The organism is Pseudoalteromonas sp. NC201 (assembly GCF_002850255.1).
Classification (GTDB): domain Bacteria; phylum Pseudomonadota; class Gammaproteobacteria; order Enterobacterales; family Alteromonadaceae; genus Pseudoalteromonas.
The window spans coordinates 1,163,928-1,186,396 of the sequence record NZ_CP022522.1 but is presented as its reverse complement, the minus strand read 5'-3'; the positions used below and the strand labels follow the sequence as shown (position 1 = coordinate 1,186,396).

Annotated in this window: 11 protein-coding genes; 9 read left to right on the top strand and 2 right to left on the bottom strand. The window is 44.0% G+C overall.

Annotation, left to right across the window (positions count from 1 at the left end):
* Positions 1–25 precede the first annotated feature (25 nt).
* Positions 26–676, top strand: coding sequence for an OmpW/AlkL family protein (locus tag PNC201_RS04845; RefSeq protein ID WP_102056353.1), 651 nt, complete (start codon positions 26–28; stop codon positions 674–676).
* Between the two features lie 74 nt (positions 677–750).
* On the opposite strand, the gene PNC201_RS04840 is transcribed toward PNC201_RS04845, so the two are convergent.
* Positions 751–1,284: an acyl-CoA thioesterase gene (locus PNC201_RS04840; protein WP_102056352.1), complete on the bottom strand. Its 534-nt coding sequence runs from the start codon at positions 1,282–1,284 to the stop codon at positions 751–753.
* A gap of 199 nt (positions 1,285–1,483) precedes the next feature.
* Between PNC201_RS04840 and PNC201_RS04835 the strand changes: the two genes are divergently transcribed.
* The gene (locus tag PNC201_RS04835; RefSeq protein ID WP_102056351.1) at positions 1,484–2,050 is read left to right on the top strand and encodes a hypothetical protein; all 567 of its coding nucleotides are present in this window, start codon (positions 1,484–1,486) and stop codon (positions 2,048–2,050) included.
* A 29-nt stretch (positions 2,051–2,079) separates the two neighbouring features.
* Here the strand turns inward: PNC201_RS04835 and tyrR are convergent, their stop codons facing one another.
* The gene (gene tyrR, locus PNC201_RS04830; RefSeq protein WP_010607852.1) at positions 2,080–3,636 is read right to left on the bottom strand and encodes a transcriptional regulator TyrR; all 1,557 of its coding nucleotides are present in this window, start codon (positions 3,634–3,636) and stop codon (positions 2,080–2,082) included.
* 290 nt (positions 3,637–3,926) lie between these two features.
* Here tyrR and PNC201_RS04825 point away from each other — a divergent pair, with 290 nt between their 5' ends.
* From PNC201_RS04825 to pgsB, 7 genes are read left to right on the top strand one after another with little or no spacing between them, the layout of a single operon-like run.
* Entirely contained in the window at positions 3,927–6,131 is a 2,205-nt protein-coding gene (locus PNC201_RS04825) for a CapA family protein (RefSeq protein WP_199539686.1), read from the top strand.
* Between the two features lie 13 nt (positions 6,132–6,144).
* Positions 6,145–8,118, top strand: coding sequence for a hypothetical protein (locus PNC201_RS04820; protein ID WP_102056350.1), 1,974 nt, complete (start codon positions 6,145–6,147; stop codon positions 8,116–8,118).
* The gene (locus PNC201_RS04815) at positions 8,119–11,223 is read left to right on the top strand and encodes a poly-gamma-glutamate biosynthesis protein PgsC/CapC (protein ID WP_102056349.1); all 3,105 of its coding nucleotides are present in this window, start codon (positions 8,119–8,121) and stop codon (positions 11,221–11,223) included.
* Positions 11,210–13,462, top strand: a complete 2,253-nt coding sequence (locus tag PNC201_RS04810) for a hypothetical protein (protein ID WP_102056348.1) — start codon at positions 11,210–11,212, stop codon at positions 13,460–13,462. The genes PNC201_RS04815 and PNC201_RS04810 overlap by 14 nt, the downstream gene beginning before the upstream one ends.
* Positions 13,449–14,201, top strand: a complete 753-nt coding sequence (locus PNC201_RS04805; RefSeq protein ID WP_019647400.1) for a hypothetical protein — start codon at positions 13,449–13,451, stop codon at positions 14,199–14,201. Before PNC201_RS04810 ends, PNC201_RS04805 begins: the two co-directional genes overlap by 14 nt.
* Positions 14,180–18,403 carry a hypothetical protein gene (locus tag PNC201_RS04800; protein WP_102056347.1) on the top strand — a complete coding sequence of 1,408 codons (4,224 nt, stop codon included), beginning with the start codon at positions 14,180–14,182 and terminating at the stop codon, positions 18,401–18,403. Before PNC201_RS04805 ends, PNC201_RS04800 begins: the two co-directional genes overlap by 22 nt.
* The gene (pgsB, locus tag PNC201_RS04795; RefSeq protein WP_102056346.1) at positions 18,393–22,460 is read left to right on the top strand and encodes a poly-gamma-glutamate synthase PgsB; all 4,068 of its coding nucleotides are present in this window, start codon (positions 18,393–18,395) and stop codon (positions 22,458–22,460) included. The genes PNC201_RS04800 and pgsB overlap by 11 nt, the downstream gene beginning before the upstream one ends.
* The last annotated feature ends 9 nt before the right edge of the window (positions 22,461–22,469 follow it).

Here is a 22,469-nt window from a genome sequence, read left to right as displayed (position 1 = left end):
CCTCACATAGGGTTAGGAGAAGAAAATGAAAACTTTAAGCGCTGCACTTTTATCTACTCTGCTAGTTGCTGCTCCCTTCGCACACGCAAATTTCAGTGTTAATGTTGGTGCTATTAATGTAAACCCTGACAACACGGCTTCTGCCATTGATCAAGATAACTCGCTAGGCTTAGTCGCTGATTCAAACACCCAGCTTGGTATCACTCTTGATTACCACTACAGCGATAACATCGTATTTGAGCTAGTTGCGGCAACACCATTTTCTCACACCGTAGACGGTGCTGGTGGCTTAGCAGGGGCGGAAATCGCTGACATCAAACACTTGCCACCAACGCTACTTGCGCAGTATCACTTCTTTGATGCGAGTGCTAAGTTCCGCCCATTTATCGGTGCTGGTCTAAACTACACAGTATTCTTCGATGAAGAGCCAAGTGCAGCACTAAAAGCAACACTAAAGACTAACGATGTCGAAGTTGATTTGGATAGTTCTTTTGGTATCGCATTACAAATCGGCTTTAACTACGACTTAAATGAAAAATGGGGTCTACACGGTATGATCTCTAAAATGGATATCAATACCGATGCAACTGTATACGCAAATGGCGTAAAAGCATTAACTTCAGACGTAGAGCTTGACCCAATTGTGGCCATGTTCGGTGTGAAATATAAGTTCTAACACCTAAATGGTTTAAATCACAGATTTACTGTTACTTTCTCAATCCCCAAGGCCACTGATGTGGCCTTTATAGTTTATAGATTACTGTTTTTCTTTGCTTCTAACATAGCTTTCCAATGCATAATCTCAGGAGATAAAATAGGTGCTTCACCGTTAAACCCAGCCACTTCTAGCATTTCCTCAACAGAAACTACACCACCCTTACGCTTGAATACCCCACGAACATAGGCAATTGCATGCAGCCCACGCTTAGAATGAAAGCGCTGTTCAATGTAAAAATATTTGTGATCCCACCCAACAACTTTAGTGGTAATAGTAAATTTTTGCAGTGGTTTGATATCGCGAATATAAGTAATTGCCGTCGCGTTAACAATTGGAAACCAGCGGCGTTTCATCACAGCTGCAAATAACCCAACTCGCTCTGTCATCCAAGTGCGCGCCAAATCCATAAATGCTAAGTATCGTGAATTGGTCAAGTGCATATTGATATCGCAATCACTTGGCAGGGCGCGGTACTCGATATCTATCGGAGACAAAATGGAATCTGCGATTTGTTTATTTTGTCTTATTCTCCAAAACAGCAGCAGTAAACGAAAATATAAATTCATAACAATGGTCTTACCAGTTTATAATTTTTCGATTCTAGCATAGCAATTCATATTCTAAAGTGATTATTTTGCTACGCTTACGTCTATAACTGATACATTACTTTGCCCTTAGTTGCGGTAATGCTGTCAGTAAACTAGATTAATAACCTGAGCTTCAAAAAATGAACGCCTTTCTAGCATGACAAGAAAAGACCATAAAATGAGCTTAAAAACAATGAGTTCGGTTACTACATACGCGAACCTCAAATTAAGTAAAATAGCTGAAGTGAAGTCAATGAAAAAATTATCCCTTGTTACCTGTTCCACCTTATTTGTCTTTTCCAGTATGTGCTACGCAGACTTCGACTTTAAAGGAGAAGGCACGCTAACCTACCCAACCGGTGTAGAGAAAGCGTTTGAGTTTGGTTTTGCTTGGAACAAACAGACTGAACAGTTTCGCATCGGTGCAAATCATTATGACATGTCTGAACTACCAGAGTCTTACTCAGTTGCCATTACACTGAGTAAAGACGATACCCGCGTGTGGATCCAAGAATTCAATCAAGGTTTTATTTCTGAATTTAAGTGGCAAATTGCAGATCATCAAATCTCTCTTGTGAAAAAAGAATTTAGCGACTCTGTAAAGGGTAATTACGTCTTGACGGTAAATGGGATAGATTACTTCTTTGCGCGAGATAACGTGAGTATCACACTCTCTTTTGAAGAAGATGGCGTTAAGAATATTAAGGTAGATGGCGTGACAAAAGACATGGGAACTAAATCATAAAGGCCACACTCATTGCGTAGCCTTATATATCATACTTTGACTGTTTTTCTATTTATCCCATACTCACGCAGCTTGTTGGCAACGGCTGTGTGGCTTAATCCCAAACGTTTAGCCAGTTGCCTTGAGCTCGGATAAGCGGGGTAAAGCTTGCGCAACAAGGTTGCTTCAAATCTCTTCACGGCTTGATCTAACGTCCCTTCAAAATCAGACTCCAAATAACCTAAGTCATGGGTAAAGGTCGGTAGGTTTAGATGCTCAGTACGAAGCTCTTTATCATCAAGCAACGAAACCGCACGATAAATAGCGTTTTCTAACTGCCTCACATTACCAGGCCACGGGTAATTCTCTAAAAATTCAATGCATTCTCTGGCAAATGTTGGCGCTGGATGACCATTTTGCTGGGCATATTTTTGCACAAAGTGTTCAGCCAAAGGACCGATATCCGCTTTTCTATCTCTCAGCGGTGAAATTTCGAGCGTTAGCACGTTAATACGATAGTAGAGATCTTCTCTAAATACACCTTCTTGAACCATTGCTGGCAAGTCTTTTTGCGTTGCAGCTATGATGCGAACATTGACCTTAACTTCATTCTCATCACCGACTTTTCGGAAAGTACCGTCTTGTAAGAAACGCAGTAACTTAGTCTGTAACTGGGTTGACATTTCACCCACTTCGTCGAGGAATACCGTGCCGCCATCCGCTTGCTCTAATACACCGCGTTTTGGCGCTGCATTTTCTTCATATCCTGCATACCCAAACAACTCGGACTCAGCAACGTCATCAGGCAGCGAAGCACAAGAAAGTGCGATAAAAGGCTTTAATGACCGGTTGGAAGCATAATGACATGCTCTGGCAAGCAGTTCCTTACCAGTACCTGTTTCACCTGTGATCAGAATTGGCGCTTCTAACTGCGCCATTTTTCTGGCTTCACGCACGACTCTACGCATGGCAGTGCTGTGATTATGGATGGTCGCAAAACTTTCTTGTCCATAACGACGAAATGCGCTGACTTGCTGTCCTAATCGCGACTGCGATTTAATGTTAATCACCGCACCGGCTAATACATCGCCTTCAATCCCTTGGGGCACCGAAATTGGCAAAATATCAGCAATAAAATCTTCCCCGCCCACTTCGACACGGGTTGTCTGGCCTAACACCTCTTTACCTTCTAACCAACGAGTAAAGTTAAACCCTTTCAAAAGGTTGTTAATGTTGGCACCGATCACTTCCTTTTCAACCATGTTAAGGTCGCGACAAGCTGCGTCATTGCAATGACGTACCCAGCCTTTAGCGTCGATAGAAATTACACCATCAGGCAACGCACTGAGCAAAGTATTCAGCTCATTATGTTCACGTTCTGACGGTAAAAACGCTGTAGTACGAACATCTTCAACGCCATCGATTAAGCGGATCTCAGGCATAATTTTCTGAAACTGTTCAAATTCGATGGGTGGAAAGCTCACGTACATTCGACAATTTACTGAATCGACTTCTATACCTTTCAAGTCGACACGGTAACTCACCAAGATATTGAGAATTTCTTGGGCAATACCAATACGGTCAGCGCAATGTATCTCTAGACGCATTTGTTCCTCAAAGCGGGTTTTCACAATTGACGAGATCATACTCTAAGAATAGCTGTCCGACTAGAAAAACGTAAAGAATATTGAACAGAATTTTAGCTATCTTCGTAAATTCTTGTCCTATACTAATGAAGAACTGAAAAAAGTTGTTTTTCAAGGCATTTTTCAGCGCTTGTTAAGTTTTTGATTTGGAAACTTACATTCCATTTCAAAGGATTGCAACACATAAAGAGTTACAGATATAATACTAAAGAATTAAATAATGTATCTTTTTTGAAAGCAGGCTGGCCACAATGAAAAAAATCTTAAATGTAGTATTGCTATTTGCACTCACAGCCTGCTCAGTCGAGGACCCAAATGAAACAGGTCCTTCACAAATAGATAAGGATGAAGATAAAAGCCAACAAGATAGGGATAGCGAGACGCCCAATTTAAGCATACGTTTGCACGACGCAAATGCAACCCCCATTGCCAATGCTAGCCTCACGATAAATGATCAGTTATTTACCTCAAATAACAATGGTATCTTTGACCTGTCGGCTTTAGCATACGGCGCTTATGTCGCAGAAATATCCCACCCAGATTATTTGCCCTTGGTTTTTACCTTAGCGAATCAAAATAACAATGAGCAGCAGCTCACGCTTGAACTAAAAGCTAAGTCGAGCACGCTAAAAACCTTACTTTTTGCCGGTGATACCATGTTTGGGCGTCGTTATTTCAACCCTGCTCTCATTACTATGGGGAATTCATTGCCCAGCACCCCTGACGGACTTATCCAGCCCCAAAGCGCAGGACCTGATGCCCAAGCCCTAGTGCAGTTTATGCATCCTTTATTTAAACATGTCGATTTCGCTTCGGTTAACTTGGAATCTCCAATCCTAAAAAACCCAACCACGGTCCACCCAAGCAAAGAGTTCGCATTTTTTAGTCTGCCGGAGTCATTAATTGCCCTCAATGATTTGGGTATTGACTATGTAGCACTTGGCAATAACCACGTCTATGACTATCGAGCACCTGGACTGAACGATACCTTGAAGTATGTCGAGCAGGCAGGGTTTAAATACAGTGGCGCGGGTACAAGTGCGGCAGAGGCATTTAAGCCCTACAGCCTAAGCCTTGGTGAAACACCGATAGATTTTGTGTCTGCGACTTCCATTACAGGCGATCAACATACCGTCACTTATGTGGCATCAGACGCTAAAGGGGGAGCTGCCGATCTAACAGATACCAATGGCATGAAAGAAACGGTGATGCAAGCCAGTAACAACGGCCACTTTGTTGTGGCTCAGCTTCACGGCGGTGATGAGTATTCATACGCACCAACGGCGTATATTTCAAACCGCTTTGATTTACTTTCCAAAAATGGCGCTAACTTGATGATTGCGCATCATCCTCACGTTGCGCAAGGGTTTGGCTTATACAATGGCGTACCAAGCATACTTGGACTAGGCAACTTTGTGTTTGAGCAAAATCGTCTTGAAACCTTTTTGGGACTGATAGCTGTGGTAGAGTTAGAAACTGCAGGCTCACCTAAAATCAGTGCACTAAAAGCCTATCCCGTTTATCTAGAAGACTATGTTCCTAAGTTTGTAAGTGGCGATCTTGCCAATGCCCTACTAAAACGTATCGCTGAATTTTCTTCACCCGAAGTTGGTATCTCATTGCGCCCGGGATTTGCAGAAGTCACCTTTGATAAACCGGTTCAAGCAAAAGCAACCGAGCAACAAGTTATTACCTTAGAAGCCGGTGAGCATATTGTCGATTTACGCCAATATTCAAGCAGTGCTGAGTTCCTTAGCAAACTCACGGCTAGTGATGCTCAAGCAGAGATTGTGCTTGGTCGAGACTTATTGTTCTTTGGGGATTTTGAAGACTGGGATAGCGATAACGAAAAAGGGGAAGTCTCTCGTTGGTTAATTGAGGCCGACGATATCGCGCCATGTTTAGTCGGTAAATATCGTGGCGTACAAGGACTTTGTCTACAACGAACGCAATTTAACGAAACACCAACGCGTGTGCCGTTCAAACACACAATTCGTACCATGCCTATTACGCCAGCGCCGAGCACGGCACAGGCTTACCATGAGCTCTCGCTCTTTGGTTATGCCAAAGGAGAGAACGCTGGTGAGTTTAAGGCTGATATTCGTATCTTAACATCAGAAGATAGCCTTATCTTTTCTGAGTCAACGCCCCAATTAAAGCCTGCGGGTAGTTATGAGTGGCAAACGTTTAGACAAGATATTACCTTACCTGACGATTCCGTTGTGCTTGGCGATGAAGGGCTGCCTGCTCGTGGCGTCCAGTTTGGCCTCTCCATGTCGCCACCAAGCAGCGGTGAAAGTGCCTTATTTTTAGATGATATTGCGATGATTTCGTGGCAGCGTCCAGTGCAACTTCAGAGCGGTCAGTGGCAAAGCGAGCAAATTCATGGCTTAGAATTTATTAAAGTAAAAGCAACGAAGACGACTGAGCTGACTCTCACTTTCAGCCAGCAATAAGAGAGTGAAAAGCATGTCGATTTTTAGTCAATTAAACTTTATAAAACGCCAACATGAGTTTTGGCTATTTATGAGTTTATTCGCTATTTTGTTGATCGCGTCAGCATCAGGCTTATATAAACAGGTAAACCTAATTGGGTTACAATGGTTTTCCAAGCTCAACACCACGCAAGCAACGCAAGTAGTCGTGATTGAAGCGGAAAACTTACAGCAACAACATCAGCAGTTAGCAAAAATACTCTCTGGCTATCAACCAAAAGCCATTGTGTTCTTTGCAAATACCGAACTTTCACCACAACAAAACAATGACTCAATTTACTATCCATTCAATACGCAATCGGTTTGTCTGTTGGAAACAGAAAATTGGTACGGCAGTGCAATCAGCCTCGCACCACCAGCAGGCGCGTGTGACATATTGTGGGATAAAATATTTCCGCAGCATGGTGAATACCTCAACAAAATCATAGACTACTCGCTGCCTTATTATTCACTACCAAAATTCAGTGCGCAGAGAGTGCTTGATGGTGACTTATTCACCGCACAACTTAGCGAAAAGGTCATCTTAGTTGCTCAGCACTCAAAATTTTCACGCTTGAATAGTAATGCTTATTTTGGTGCGCAAGAACTTCCGCCTGTTTACCTACAAGCATTTATTGCCAATAGCTTTGCATCCGACAGCTTTATTCAGCCTTTAAATAAAGTGACGATAGTCGCACTCATGGTACTAGCATCAATATTTTTCTTAGTGTGGTACCAAAGAAATGCGACCAAGACCAATGTCATCATTGCGATATCCACCAGCATATTACTGATCATAAGTGGCCTTGCTGCGCATCATTGGTACTCCGTGTTATTGCCGCTTGGTGAGCTGCTATCTTTGATATGGCTGACGCTACTTTGGGTGTTTATCTCTTTGAAATGGTCAGAAGAAGAAAACTTAAAATCTCTCATAGCCCTGATCCAACAACGTATGATGGGTCGATATCTACCACGGCACTTTCTTGAGCATAATGAACCTTGGGATGCAATCATCCAACTGGTTAATCAGCAGCTTAATCTGAGAAGAAGTATCTTTCTCACTCGCTTAGAGGGTGACCACAGAGTAACTGAAATACGCGCAATACACTGTCAGCTCAGTGATATCTTAGAGATGCGACGAGACTACGAGCGAGTACCTTATTCCGATGCAATCAAAGCGTTTGGTGCTATCAAAATTACCCGCCCTTTCTTCCAACATCTAGCGGAAGATGAGCAGCAGTATATCGCGCCTTTGATGTACGCAGGTGATGTTCGGGGTTTTTGGGCGCTAACCGTCACTCCTCAAGACAACTTTGATGAGCAAGCATTTATTAAAAATGTAAATCTCTTTGCACATCAAATCGGTGAATTATTATTCCACTATAAAGTGTTTTCTGCTGAGCAAAAAAACCTCAAAAGCACACTGACTCGGGCGCTGACCTTTTCTCTGAAAGAGCCACTAAGTCATAAAATCAAAAATGCAATTAATGAGATGGATCAAAAACTCACCTCACTGGAGCATGTCTTCAACCAGCTTCACAGTGCCAGTATTTTATATAACTTATTTGGCCAAATTGTGCAGGTAAATGAATCTCTTGAACGCTTTGCTAGAGAACATAAGCTGTCTATTTTCGACATGTCCGCCTTAGACTTACTTTGTCGCTGTACCGAGATGGATAGTGAACAAGCTAAAGGAAAGCTGCGCTATTTAACCTTAAAACGTGGCAAAATCGTATTACCCGTATATTTAGACAATCGAACTTATTTACTGAGCATTCGCGCCTTACTCAAACAATCAACCAGCCTTAACGCCAGCACCCCATTTGAAACCAGCGGGGTGTTGTTTGAATTTATTGACCTTGGCGAGCAGTTATCTCAGCTAGATGATAAAGAAGCCTTTTTAACACACTTGTCAGAGCAGCTTGCGGTTAACGAGCAACTTTTGCCTGAAGAGTGGGATGAGGAATAGATGGACTGGACGCTGACGCTATTCCCAAGCGCGGGCGGACTTGGGCAATCCGTTATCACGTGTGTTTGGATAGGCATCGCGGTTGTCGCATTTTTCAATCTAAGGTTTGGTTTCCCGTTAACTGGTTTAGTGGTGCCAGGTTACCTAGTCCCTTTATTTATCGTGAGCCCAACATCGGCTTGGGTGATCATTGTTGAGGCCATTGTTGTTTATAGCTTAATGCGGTTTTTTGCCAAAACACTTGTTGAGCGACTGGGCTATGCAGAAATGTTTGGCCGTGACCGATTTTTTGCCATCGTTTTGTTAAGCATTATTGTTCGAGTTACCATGGATGTGCTGTTTTGGCCGCTGGTCGCCGCGTACTTAACACAATGGGACATCACTTTTGATTACGCCGCACAGCTGTATAGCCTCGGGCTGATTATCATCGCCTTGACCGCCAATGTAATGTGGAATGGTGGCTTTAAATATGGCATAAAAGTCACCGCTATTCAGTTGGTTGTTACCTATATCATCATTCGTTTTGGATTGATGGCGTTTACCAACTTTAGCATTGCCAATCTTGCCGTCATGTACGAAGCTGTTGCAGCCTCAATTATTGCAGCCCCTAAAGCTTATATTATCTTGGTGATCACCGCTTTTATCGCATCAAGGGCTAATTTAAAGTACGGCTGGGAATTCAATGGCATTATGCTGCCAGCGCTGCTAGCACTACAACTGATGCAACCCACTAAGCTGCTCACATCATTCGTAGAAACAGCGATTATTTTGGTCTTTGGATATGTAGTCTTAAACTTTACCCGTTTAAAACACGCCAATATCGAAGGCGCGCGACTCATGCTGCTGTTTTTTAATATCGGCTTTGTCTACAAACTGATTTTAAACTACGTCGTCGTCGGTTACTTCCCAACCTTAAAAGTGACCGATACCTTTGCTTTTGGCTACATGCTATCGACCTTACTCGCCCTTAAAATTTACCAAAAAAATGCGCTAGGCCTTGTGATCCGTGCAACTTTTCAAACTTCAATTGTTGGTGGCTTTATCGCCATCTGTATCGGTTTTGCAATTATGGTTATTCCAAGCCTATTCGTACAAAGTAATACATTAGCGATAAATGAAACAGCCAGCGATTTAACGCTCGGCCAAGTGATCAGTAATTACAAGAGCCAGCTGTATACTCAAAATGCGGCTAACGTTAATGTCAGTCAATATGTGACCGAGCAGCAACGTAGCCACTTTAAACAAGCAATTAGGTTGCTTAAGCAGGATAGTGAGTCACACTATGTCGAGGCCGCCACCTTACTGCGTCAAGCCGACTTTTCTTTGCAACGTACAACACAATTTTTAGTAATAAAAGACAATCAACAAGATCACAAGCGCGGTCTGTTTATCATTAATTTAACTGCTCAAAAAGCCCATATCATCAGCGTCCCCTACCCCACTGCAGAGCGGCTTGCCAGTGAGGCGGGTGGGATATTGTTTTCCTATTGGCAAAGCCAGGCAATGGCGTTTGGCAATGCGCGACCTAACCAAAGTGGCGATAAGAACGGTAAACAAAGCGAGTTCTATAGTGACTTTTTTATGGCGATGGATATTCCAGAGGTCGTCCAACTCAGAGAAATTAATCGGCAAGTAAGCCAGTTGATGCACCAACACAGTTTAAAAGAAGACGCACAGATGTGGATATTTAACAGTGTGCCAAGCTCAGTACAACAATCTGAACTTGCTACCTTGTTTAACATCAACGATGCACACTTTGGTCTCGCGGCAAATGCACCTTTACCTTACAACCAGTTCCATGGCCAGATGATTGAGGCGTATTTAAACTCGGATAGCTATTCGTCGTTGCTAAGCGCATATGGCCTGCAACGTATCGACAAAGACATAGATAGAATAAGCACAAGTGATGAGAGCATACAGGCACTTATTGAAGCATTTTCTAGTCACATTAGCGCCAAGGGTAGCGGTGCATTTAGCGCACTGAGCGATACCAGTGCTGCACTGTGGGAATATGAAGTGTTAAGGCCGCTATTTGCCATCACCCAAAACCTCGAGATAGTAACAACGCCGGAAACGCTTGAGGTAAGGTTGAGCCAGATAAATCGCGTAGCAAACCTATTACAGTATCAATTAACTTTAGTTGAAAATAACCAAGGGCAATTCGTTGCAATTTCTCCTTTAGATACCAAATCTGCCTATAATTTGGGTCAAGGGGTGTACTTTATTGCCTTGCTGGCTAAACCATCCCTCACCATTGCGGTGCCTAGACCACTCTTTGAAAGTAACACCTTGGAGTTCTCTGGGCAGTTGTTTACGGCCACCCATGCAAAGTTACTGGCAATCGCTGGTGCTCATCCGTATACCAGCATAGATGCAAATGTAATGGCAGCCGACAACGTGCGGTCATTATTTAATGTGGTGTATCAAAGTGCACAGCGCTACTTTTATGATAACCCCTTACTTAATTTACAGATCCGCAGTCATAGCGCGCCAGCAAGCATCAGACCTTCAGCGCTTGCATACCAATTCACAACGCCTAACCCTATTCATAATGACACTATTGCTAAACTTCAAAGGGTGCTAGCTGATCTTGGTGTTAATACTCAAACCGTTTCAGGACAACAAGCAACCAGAGGATTAGAACTCGGTACCACACCGCAGTCGGGGTATCAGCTGTTCGCGCCAAAAAGTGAGTTAGCAGCACTGTGGTTGGCATCAGATTTTAAATCGCACTTTGCCATTACCAACGATGCTTTATTGCAACGCCTTTTAGCCGTTGCACACACACCTAAACTCAAAATAATCGATTTGCTTGCCCTCTCTCCAAATGATTGGCATGAGGCCAGTGCACAATTTATTGACGCACTTAATGTGGCCACTGGGCGTTATGCCACCACCCAACATTTACCGGTGCTCCAAGCACTTTGTCAATTTGAAAGCCAATGTAAAATAAGCGCCTTTAGCACGCATAGAAATGGTGAGCTGGGATTAATGTTTACCCGTGACAACGCACTGCTCGCGCTATACTTACCAAGAAGAAATCGCATTATTGATTTAGCCACTTATGCAAAAGCGGTTCATGAGGGGCGTTATGTACTGGATTAAGCAGGTATTACGATTTGCTATTTTTACGGCTTTGCTGCTACTTTTTGTTTGGTTCGCCGTCACTTTATTTGTGTGGGTAAAATCGGCGGAGCCTTCAAATACCTCGACCTTGTTTAATATTCGCTCCAATGTTCATTGGCTAAAAACCGACAGTGCACTGAAGTTTTCCTTTTCTCCGTCTCGGACCATGTCTGTTCGGGTGTTGTCCAATGGGATATTCGAATCGCAACCACTGGATGATCAGCCCGTCAACTATGCTATTGAATATCAGTTACTTGATGCAAAAGGAGCGATTATTTATCGCGGTACTTATCACCATGCAGCTAAAGCCGCCTCGAACGACTTTCAGCAACAAGTAAAACAGATCATTGAAAACCGTGAAGCGTTGGCCGTGGCGTCTGGACAATCCTTTTATTTAAATCGTGAAGAGTTACAACAGGCTGCAACCATCACGTTAAAGCTAATACCAGAAAATGCTCAGCTTAAAGGCGTGGTAGTACGCGTCCATGCCCAAACCAGTAACAGTATTATCGACCCTGCCAAAGCATGGCTGAAAAGGCCAACTGAGTGGCGTGAACGCATGACGAATTACCACACCATAGGTGAAAACGCCTTAACCAACGAAGAAAAATACAATTCGGTCATGTTAGATTGGCAAAAGCTAGCGCCACAGGGCGTGCCTAACATCGACTTTCGTGCTGACTTGTTATATGAGTCACTCCCCTACAATGTGCTTAATCATGATTTTTCGACCCAGCTAGACTTAGACAGTTTGTTGATTTCGGAGCAGCTAAGCGCCAGTTTTCGTGTCTATGAACACACTGAATATTTATTAAGCCATCCCGAAAATGCAAATCTTACTTTTGTTTGGCATGATTTACGCCAACTCAGCGCGCCTAAGCGACTAACTCCTGAGATGCTAGCCACTACCCAATCTAGACTGAGCAACTTACCTACAGGCCTTGTTACCATTAGCGCAAACGCCCCCACCAGCATTCGGGTATTTAGCAATGGCGTCGACCCTATAGTCCCGCTGCATAGTTATTATTATATGCTCAACGCGCAAACGCCGGTTTACTATCAAGTCTCTCCTAAAAGCGATGTCGCTTTAGAGTGGCGCGCGCCCATGGGCAGCACTCTCTCTGTGAGCCTCTATAACAACAGTGAGCGGATCAAGGACTACGTTTTTACCGCAACGGCGGAGCAAGCTTTGTTCGATAGACTGATAACTGAAACCACGGAGCGACAAACCTTACCAACCGCAGAGAAGCGTTATTTGGCAATACCAGATAACGTTAATCAAATCAAAATTGAAGCCGAAGATGCGATGGTGAAGCTGCAAGCCCGCAGCCCAACATTTAATTACCTGAGCCATCGTTGCTACCCAGTGTGTGACCCTGAAAGTCCAATTTATCAAGGTATTGACGCATGGTTTAGCCAAAAGGCCGACAACCATTACCTCTTTCACACACAAAAGCAGATAGCATCGGTGCGCTTATTTGAAGCACCACCAGAAGTACCTGAGTTGCTGCCTCAATACCGCTCCAAAGACTTAGAGCAGCTTTTAGCTGTCTCGGATATCGCGTTGGTGCCCATTGAGCAAGCTTACTTTGATAACTCAGTACCGCAAATGGAGTTTGAATATCGTCAGGTAGCCAAATCTGCGCTCTTTAAGCTCGGTGAAGCAACAAGCTACCCAAGCAGTGTGATTGTGAAGCAAAAGCGTAAACCAACACTATTTGAAGTTCCGCTAAACAGCTTACAAATAGAGGAGTTAGCTAATACCCAAGCACTTTTCATCAATCAAGGGATCCCAAGAACCGTGCGGAAGATCCGCCTGTACAAAGTAGCGAAAGCAACGCCACTCACTGTTGCTGTTAGCGAGGATAACTTGCAACCTAACGCTTTGGTCGTCAAAGTGTTTAGTGCCGACCCTGAAGATGAAATTACGGTAGCAACCGCTCTGGATAGCACTAAGGTAATCACCCCAAGCGATGAATACACCATTTTAACTAAACACTTTGTACTACATCTAAACCCAGCACAAACGAGGATGTTTTTTAACCCTAATCACGCGGAGCTGTACGAGTACCCAAGTATTACTTTGCCGCTGTTTCAAGACTTAACATCGCCTAAAACCATGACGCTTCGCTTTTCACATGATGTTTGGATAAGTGTACTAGAGGAAAATGAACAGCCTGATGCAACATTAAACTGGTGGCAAGATGAGACACCTTAGTCGCTACGCACTTTACATTACATTGTGCCTGTCATTGAATGTTAACGCTGCGATTCCCGACAGCAGCAAGATGGCGCAATGGTTTAACCAACCTGTAGCGCTCGATGGCTGGCAATTTACGCACCAAGCAGAGCAATTTACACTGACGCCAAAGCCTCAAAGTGACGCGCACGGCGAAGTCACGTATGCGCCAACGCATCGGCCTTGCGTGGTGTCTGTTCCACATCGCTTTCATGATAAACATACGCTGACCATTGGTGAGCACATTTTCCAGCACAGTTGCCAAGTGTTACTGAACAACACAAAACACAGATACGATAACAATGACACTGGTAAAACCTATGATTACGCCAAGCAACCTCACAATATTCACGCGTCAGCTATCATAGCTTTTACATCTTTACACCCAATAGCAAAAGTGTTCCAAATACATGGGTTTAGTCAGAAGAAGCGAAAAACCGACGCCGGTAAACTAAGCGAAATAATTTTAAGCCAAGGCAAAACAAATGACGACACACTATGGAAGTTGAAGTCTTGTCTTGTTAAGCAAGGTTATCGGGCGCTGATTTACCCTCAAGAAGTGCAAGAACTTGGCGGGACGCAAAATATCATGCATCAGCTTGCGCTTCCTGAATATAGCTTTATCCATATTGAGCTAAGCTATCAAACAAGAAAGCAATTAATTAATAACAATCAACAACTAGAGCAGTTTACTAAATGCGTGCAATCACTTTTATAATGACACTACTGCTGTTTGCAACGATATCCCGAGCCAATGAGGTAGGGATACAAACGGCTGCCCAATGGATTGATCTGTCACGTATGCAATTTATCCAAGCCAATGCTAACAAGCACTTTGCACCGCAGCAAAAAGCGTGGCTGTTTTTGCCAAGTCACGCGTGGTTAGTCACAACGCCAAGTGCCCTCGACACATTCGAATTTTTTGCGGGGCAAACCCCAGAACTACGACGTGCCATTCCAACATCCGATTGGTTATGTATTCAATCCCGCTGCCAACTGAGTGCAATAGCACAAAACCGCTTAATTCAGGTTGCTTACACCGGTGATAACGCTCAATCTCTCGCGCTTTGGCAAGGCAGCATGCATAGCCACAGAGATCCGTATCGAAGCGCACTTAGACTGCCAGGGCTTGACGACCAAACACTGCAATTAGCGCAAGATACAGAGCGCTGGTTTCACCTACAACCTACACAAATGACAAGCTTGTTCTTTGAGCACGCCAAAAAGCTCAAACTAGAAGTTCGAAAAGATCTACACGCGATTGCGCAAAATGGTACTGTCACAATTAAAGTCAACGGTGAGGTTATAAGCACCATTGCAATATCAGACATCCAAGCGGATGAGTACCTTGAGCCTAAAGTCGGCTTGTCTAACCAAGATTATATTGCTGTCCCGCAAGGTAGTTATCTCACTATCACAACATCGGTGCCTGCCTACCTTAACTTACTACAAATGCACCGTGGTATTTACGACGATAATGCAGGAATAAAGCAGCAAGAGTCGCTATTTAGTCCGTATTGGAATAAACAGCTGAACGAGCAGCTCAGCGCCCTTTACATGAATGGTGATACTTCTCCACTCACTTTTAACGCTTCTGACACGGCGTTAGCGGTCAAACGTAAGCAAATGCTTAACGATATTGCCTCTACGGTGTATTTTTTAACGCCAAGCTCCCCTCAACCGCTCACTCATCATGTTGCGATAAGTGGAGTAACACTGGGCAGCCGCAGCGCCGCTGGGCAAGTGCTGCTCACTTCAAGCGCTCAGCGAGTCAATTACATTACATCGCCTCAGCCACTGAAGTATCATCTTGAGAACATACTGAGAATTGATAATGCAATTACCTTGTATGTTCGAGCAAGAACGCCAGAACGCTTAACCATCACCAGCGAGCATGGCCAACATACGCTGCTTGTTGCGCCTAGCAGTCATTTTCAAAGACTTACCCTACACATGAATCCAGCATCCAAAGTTGTGATGATTGAAGGGGCTAAGCAAGCGCTTGATATCGCTGTAGCAATAAACCGCTTACAACCATTTCCCGACTTCTTAACCATGACGCAAGAAGCGCTAGGCCAAGGGTCATTGGTTCAAGGTCTGCTGGCGAGAAGCAAACAAAATCGAGCGGACACTTACTATTTATCTCTTAGCGGGCTGAGTGCACCGGAACTAAGTGTTAAGACAGACAGCCACGGCCAGTTTACCGCCACCAAAGTGCTTGCGGAGCTGCAAATCGTAGCAAAGACCAAACCACTCATGGCACTTGCGAAACTGAAGCCGTATTTGAGTGGGCATAGTGAGCAAGTTGCGTTAATGGCTTGGCAACTGAATATTACTATTTTGACTCAGCTAGAACGCAGTGGAAACGCCGAGGTATTACTAAAATCACTGCTAAAAAGCACCGCTCAATCTTTAAGAGAGTACGCTGCCAATGAACTACTCACGAGATATTTAGCACAGAATGAATATATCCAAGCTAGCCTATTATGCGCTGCCCACGAAACCGATATCACGCAATATCAATGCGATGATATCCTGTTGACGTACCTACTTGATTCCGGGCTTCAGCAAGAAGCGCTGTGGACAAGCCAGCAAATGGCATTAACACCAAAACAGGCCGAACAAGTCGCGGCAATTCAAACAAACGAACTGACCCAGCCTCAATACAGCCTTAATCACTATGACCTACAAGCCGTGGAGTCACTGGATAATCAAACTGAGCTGTACCCGCTAGGTTCAGGTAAACCCATCAAACTGGTTGCTAAAACGCCTTTGACGGTCAAGCTAAGTGCACGTGCTGCGTACCAAGGACAAGAATACAAAAATACTCAATGGCTGCTATATGAACACAACGCCAAAACCCGGATTTTACCCATATTTAGTGATATTGCAGCAAACTTGCAATTGCAGCCACAAGCGACTCGATTATCTGTTGCATCGCAGCAATATATTCAATTAGCGGCAAATGAAAGCCTCACACTTTTCAGTAGTAATGAGTTGTTTGTAGAGATCCGGGTGCAACCAGAAACCGCTAACACTCCGGCTTTTGCAGATAAGTCTGCGCACTTGGTTAGTAGCACTGATGCGAACATAGCAGATGAGCTCAGTGCTAAAGAAATTGCGATAAATGCCTTGTATCAACTGAGTCAGCAAACATTGTCTAACGAAAGCTACAACAGGGTCCTTCAACGTCTGCACCCCAGTTTATCGGATGATGCCGTTTTAACCGATTTATATGCCCGCTTGATGCGCTATGGTCAATGGCTTGCTGCGGAACAATACACGAGTTATGTGGGCACACAAAAGGTAAAAGTTGATACGCTTGCGGCGCAAAGCGTTGGTGACCAGATCACCGCACACCTCACAGAAAATCAGCCGTCAGGCCTGCCACTCAGAGCAAACGAAATACTGACTATTGATTTTTCTGAGTATCAACAAGTTCAAGTAAGAGTAAAGTTTGCCTACTCTGCTGCCAAGCAAATCGTGGCACCGCCTGCTAATGTAGAGCTGGTGGGGCCAAGTCAAGGTGATGTGATCTCGCTGCAGCCAACGCAACCGCTCTATTACGGCATTAAACAAGTTGAGACGCGACAAGGACTATTGCAATTGCGTTGGCTCAACCCTTTATCGGGGCAAAGCGTTAGCGTACGTCCGCAATACTTTGGCCAAGGTCAATGGCATGATATCCCATTGGATACGAGGCAAATTTTTTATCGCTCTGATGAAACAACCCCAATCACGGCGAAATTAACTAGAGATAGTCTGATTAAAATTGAAACCTTTGCCAATGGTATTAGAAATGAAGCCACCTATTTTCACCCGGCAGGACAAGTCTCACTAACCGGCCAACAACAGCAAACGTTAGCACGCATGTCTATCTGGGCGTTAAGTCCAACATTGCATCGCGTTAACCTAGTACCTGAAGTGCCAATGTTCTTAAAAGCCAAACAACAGTTAACACCAACAAATGCTGAGCCCAAATTTCAGCAAGCTCGCATTGAAACTGATGAAAGTCGCACTGGCGTCGAAGGATTCTTGAATATTGATAGCGACGACATTGTGCAAACAACGGAGCCTAGCCCTAGCCGTACTACACTCGATTTAGGTTTATCGTTGAGAGTGAAGGATGAGAATAACTGGTACCGCATCGATACTTTCTACACGATGGATAATCATCACCAAGACACCTTCTCTATCAATGGTCAATACGATTGGCTCTCGCAGCAGTCGAACTGGTTTGCAGAAGCGAGGGTACGCAATCGTTGGCAGGATGCAACGGCTATCAGTGAAACCCATTTAAGCTCTAGTATTTCGACAAAGTTTGGCCAAATTCACCGTTATAACAGCGGTTTTAGAAGCATTTGGTGGTGGCAGCCTTTTTACACTTACACCAGTATCAGCAAGGACGAATTTATTGCAGATGAGCAAATTGGCCCTGATATGTACACCTTTTACCGTAATAATCATAAGCACGGCTGGCAAGCGCATGCTGGGCTGCGCTATCAGCCTTGGGTTGATAGTTACTTCAGCTCCGGCGTTACACTGACGTCAAATCAAGATTGGCAAACGCTCGACAATGCACTGTTTTCATTTGATTGGTATCAATTTTATCAAGGCCATATTTTCCACGCTGGATTAACATCAAGCTATGTATTTGCCGATCAGAACCGTCCTAATCCAACATGGCAATACTTAACTCAATTGGGTTGGCAAACGGGTTTTGACTTTAGTCATAACACAGCGGGTTGGTTAGGTGTAACTTGGACTCAAGACTGGTTTAACAATACCCATCAGGTTGGGCTACAAGTACGTTTAGGCAATTTACAGCAAACCGCTTTTGCCCCCTATGCTCACGATGAAATTATTTTTGAATCGTTACAGCTAAGTCATTTATTAGAGCAAGATTTACATGAGCGTTGAAGCCTTAAAGAGTCAATTAGAAGCCCTATTTTTTGCCGAAACTGAAAAGTTTTGGCTGAACTTGTATCAACATAAATACAGTGCGTTGATCGACGAATTGTGTGCATGGGAACTCATTTACAATCGCCCTGAAAACGAGGATGAAACCGACTGGCTGGTACTTCAATCTATCGCCTTTTTGCGGCATAAAATTGAGACCCTACATGAGCAAATTTTGCTGCTCGAGGTATCCCACACCGGATTTGTACAGCGTATCGCTAAGTCTGAATTTGCCAGCGAAAAAGAGCTACATATTATCGCCTATGCTCAAGAACTTGGCACCACTAAAGTCGCGTTAGAACAAGATAAAAAAGCATTTTCACGATGGTTTGACGAAGGCGCTGTAGTTGCTCGATATCAACATCAAGTTGCCACGATAGAACAGCAAATTAAGTTTTTAATTGCCAAACTTGGCGCCCTAACTAACCGATATTTACGTGCTCATCACGATACTCTAGAAAATGCTTGGCAACGTTTGGATTTGCAGCCATTTTGCTTAAACTTACTCGCCCATAGCCAAAATCAACATATTCGTCATGGCTTGATCCGCGCATTGGTGAATATGGTCGCAACCTTGAACAACTATGAGGTTGACTCGGAATTAGACGCAGAGCTTATCGCCAAACTTATTGAGTTGCTTGAGTCTGACAATATGCCCTATCAAGCCACCGTCGATATTCTAGAGATCTTAATACATCAACGCCCCACCTTTATTCGTGCCTACATGTGGGCTTTGCTTGAAGAAGCGAACGACATTGAAAATAGTCAGCAAGTTGATGCAGAAGTGCTCTATATTTTGAGTATCTTCCCTAAAATTATTGTCAGCCAGCCAAAGCTTACAGAAAAAGACCTCAATATGCTTTGTGCACTCAGCGAGCACACCTTACCTAGGGTGCGCCAGGTTACGCTAGAGTTTGTCGAGTTTTATCCCACATCCTTTGCACAAGAGTTAATCGCCAAACGGTTTGAGCAAGAGAGTGAAAATGCCGTACTTTTCACCTTGATAAAACAGTTATCCGCAGACCGCTTTTGCCAGCAGGACTTTGCATTTTTACTGTGGCAACGTGTGCTAACAGGCGACTTTAGTATGCAGCTCAAGCGCTTAGCGCTTGAGCAAAGCGCACGTATTATGCTGAATATGCAACTTGAATCAAATCAAGCCGAACTCTGCTTCAAACGGTTTATTGATACCTTAAATGACTGCTTATCGAACGAAACAAACATCGCCGTTTGCCGTTATATCACCAGAGCCAGGGAACAGCTAGGTAGCTTCTATCATCAAGCCATCATCGCGCAGCTCAATGCTTCTCTTGAAGCCAACGAACAAAGTGACGCATTGGCAACTTGGTCTCGTGATGAACTGGGCCGCTCACTTTCTTATATTGCACAGCGCGGTCAAAGTCTTAATGCCTCAAAAACAAAAGCTGGCTGGCGTATCCAACAAGGATATCGTCAAGCAAGAAGATTATGGCGAGTAATACACGAAATAAGACAACCAAGTACCGATAAACGTCAAAGCTATTCCCATACCAAAGCGAAAAAGCCCAGCGTATCGATCCACGTCCCTAGCTGCACTACCGCGGAAATTAGCGAAACAAAAGTGCCGGGGGAGTTGCTCTTTAATATCGCCGAACAAACGAGTCGACCACATCTACCATTACTCGACTTTTTGCTAAGTGTACTGACTAATGACCACAGTAAAGAAGACGCCAAAACCTATACGCCGGATGGTATTTTAGCCGTTACTCCGCCATCGACTTTGTGGCGACGCCTTAAGGCGTACTGGACCATAACATGGCAGTTTGCAGAACTAGACCGCTTACGAAAGGGCAACGAACTTGAGCAAGGTAAGTATTTGGATGCACTTAACACGCTGGGGTTTTCTCTACACTTTAGTGCCTATGGCGACATCGCAAAAACGCCTTTTCCTGTCGCGAAAGACATTCAGCAACTTTATACTCGCTCTGGTGTCACCTCTGCGCTACTCACCATTTGGAGCAGTTTTAAAGAATACGTCGATGCCATTTATCAAAATAGTATTTCGCAGCTGGTTTTCTTTGTGCTTGCATTTATTAGCTACTTTTGGACTCGGCATATTTATGTCAGTAAAAGAATAAAACAAAATCGAAAACACATTCCGGTGTCCATTGGCGGCTGGGGAACACGAGGAAAATCAGGAACCGAGAGGCTGAAGTCGGCCTTATTTAGCAGTTTGGCGCTGAGAGTCGTGAGCAAGACCACGGGCTGTGAAGCAATGCTTATCTATTCAAAAATTTCTGGTGAGCAATATGAGATCCCACTATTTCGGCCTTTCGACAAAGCGAGTATTTGGGAGCAAGCTGATGTGCTACATTTTGCAAAGCAGGTAAAAGCGGACGTTTTCCTGTGGGAATGTATGGGCCTGACTCCGAGATATGTAAAAATTCTAGTGCGCTGGATGAAAGATAACTTCGCCACCATTACTAATGCCTACCCAGATCATGAAGATATTTTAGGCCCAACAGGCTTGGATGTAGCAAAAGAGATGTCTGCCTTTTTGGGTTACAACACCCAAGTGTTCACCGCCGAGCAGAATATGGCTTCAGTACTCAACTTGGCGGCGGAGCAAAAAAACACGTCACTCATTCAGATTCATTGGGGTGATGGGTATCAAATAACGCCTGACATTCTCGCAAAATATCCCTATGTTGAGCATCCGGATAACATCGCCTTAGTCTGCAAAATGGCGCAATATATTGGCATCAATAAAGACTATGTGTTCAAAGAAACGGCTTCTAGGGTTATTCCCGATGTTGGCGTGCTTCAGCAGTTTACGACTGCAAAGATTGGTGCAATCAGTCAAAGCTTTATCAACAGCATGTCTGCCAACGAACGCCTAGCAACGATAGAAAATTGGAAACGCTTAAACATCGTCGAACAGGGAAAGCAGGCGCAAATTGTTGCATTAATTAATAATCGTAACGACCGTGTAGCGCGCTCGCAAGTATTTGCGAACATTCTGGCCAATGATCTGCATTTTGATGCCATTGTGGTGATCGGCACCAATATCGATGGCTTCTTTAAGTACTTTATGGTTGCACTGGAAAATCTCTTACACAGTATTTTCAGCAATAACGACCACAACGCACTGCGCGATTTACTCAGGCGCCTTAGGCTCACATTATCGCGAGATGCGCTGATCGCATCATTAAATACTACGACAGACAAGCTACCTGAGTCTGCGTTTTCAAGCCTCGACTCGCTGCAGTCGCAACTTAATAATGAGGACGACACACATCATCCTACTCTAAAGCGTTTTGAAGCGTGGACAATTGCCCAGTCGCTTTTGGAAGTTGAAGACCTGAGCACTAGGCTTTCGCAAACCGCAGCGCTTGCAGAGCAACTTGCCTCTCTCAAATGTACGTTAGTGCATGATAGCGACATCAAGCCTGATGCTTTAAACCAAATCATTGCAAAACAAGCACTGCCAAATGAACACCAAATTATCGTCGGCATGCAAAATATCAAAGGCGCGGGACTGGGCTATGTTTACATGTGGCAAAAGTGGCAGTTGTTTAATCAGCATTGCGAGCGTCTGAGCCACCGCAACGTGACACAAACTGAGTTTAGAAATGGCTTAAGTAGAATTTTACAACAAGAGGAACTCAGCGCGATTGAATGCCAATACTTAGCTGACAAGCTCGACTTGTTCGAAGCGTTGCCCAATGCCCAAAGCGAATTTAGCCAAGCCGAATTAACGCAAATAAAGCGCAAACTAGAGCAACAAATACAACGCTTAGGAAGTAAAGATAATACCCGAGCTCGCTCGCCGCTAACACGCTTTTTGAATAAATTGGTCGAGTCATTTTTAGATGCCGGCGCGGCGGTAAAAAGAAAGAAAATAGCAGTTCAGGTATACAAAGATATCGCCGACTTTAGGATCACAATAGAAAAGGCAACCCTTATTTTAAGTGAATTAAATCGTTCGCAAAAACCGGGATGGTTGAAGTTACAAAATGGTAAGCGCCGCAAAAAATAGCTCGGCGCT

Bases quoted from the DNA above. Each gene is read 5' to 3' on its own strand.
- PNC201_RS04805 (WP_019647400.1), top strand. From the start codon at position 13,449: ATGAGACACCTTAGTCGCTACGCACTTTACATTACATTGTGCCTGTCA.
- PNC201_RS04810 (WP_102056348.1), top strand. From the start codon at position 11,210: ATGTACTGGATTAAGCAGGTATTACGATTTGCTATTTTTACGGCTTTG.
- PNC201_RS04815 (WP_102056349.1), top strand. From the start codon at position 8,119: ATGGACTGGACGCTGACGCTATTCCCAAGCGCGGGCGGACTTGGGCAA.
- pgsB (WP_102056346.1), top strand. From the start codon at position 18,393: ATGAGCGTTGAAGCCTTAAAGAGTCAATTAGAAGCCCTATTTTTTGCC.
- PNC201_RS04840 (WP_102056352.1), bottom strand. From the start codon at position 1,284: ATGAATTTATATTTTCGTTTACTGCTGCTGTTTTGGAGAATAAGACAA.
- tyrR (WP_010607852.1), bottom strand. From the start codon at position 3,636: ATGCGTCTAGAGATACATTGCGCTGACCGTATTGGTATTGCCCAAGAA.
- PNC201_RS04820 (WP_102056350.1), top strand. From the start codon at position 6,145: ATGTCGATTTTTAGTCAATTAAACTTTATAAAACGCCAACATGAGTTT.
- PNC201_RS04800 (WP_102056347.1), top strand. From the start codon at position 14,180: ATGCGTGCAATCACTTTTATAATGACACTACTGCTGTTTGCAACGATA.
- PNC201_RS04825 (WP_199539686.1), top strand. From the start codon at position 3,927: ATGAAAAAAATCTTAAATGTAGTATTGCTATTTGCACTCACAGCCTGC.
- PNC201_RS04835 (WP_102056351.1), top strand. From the start codon at position 1,484: ATGAGCTTAAAAACAATGAGTTCGGTTACTACATACGCGAACCTCAAA.
- PNC201_RS04845 (WP_102056353.1), top strand. From the start codon at position 26: ATGAAAACTTTAAGCGCTGCACTTTTATCTACTCTGCTAGTTGCTGCT.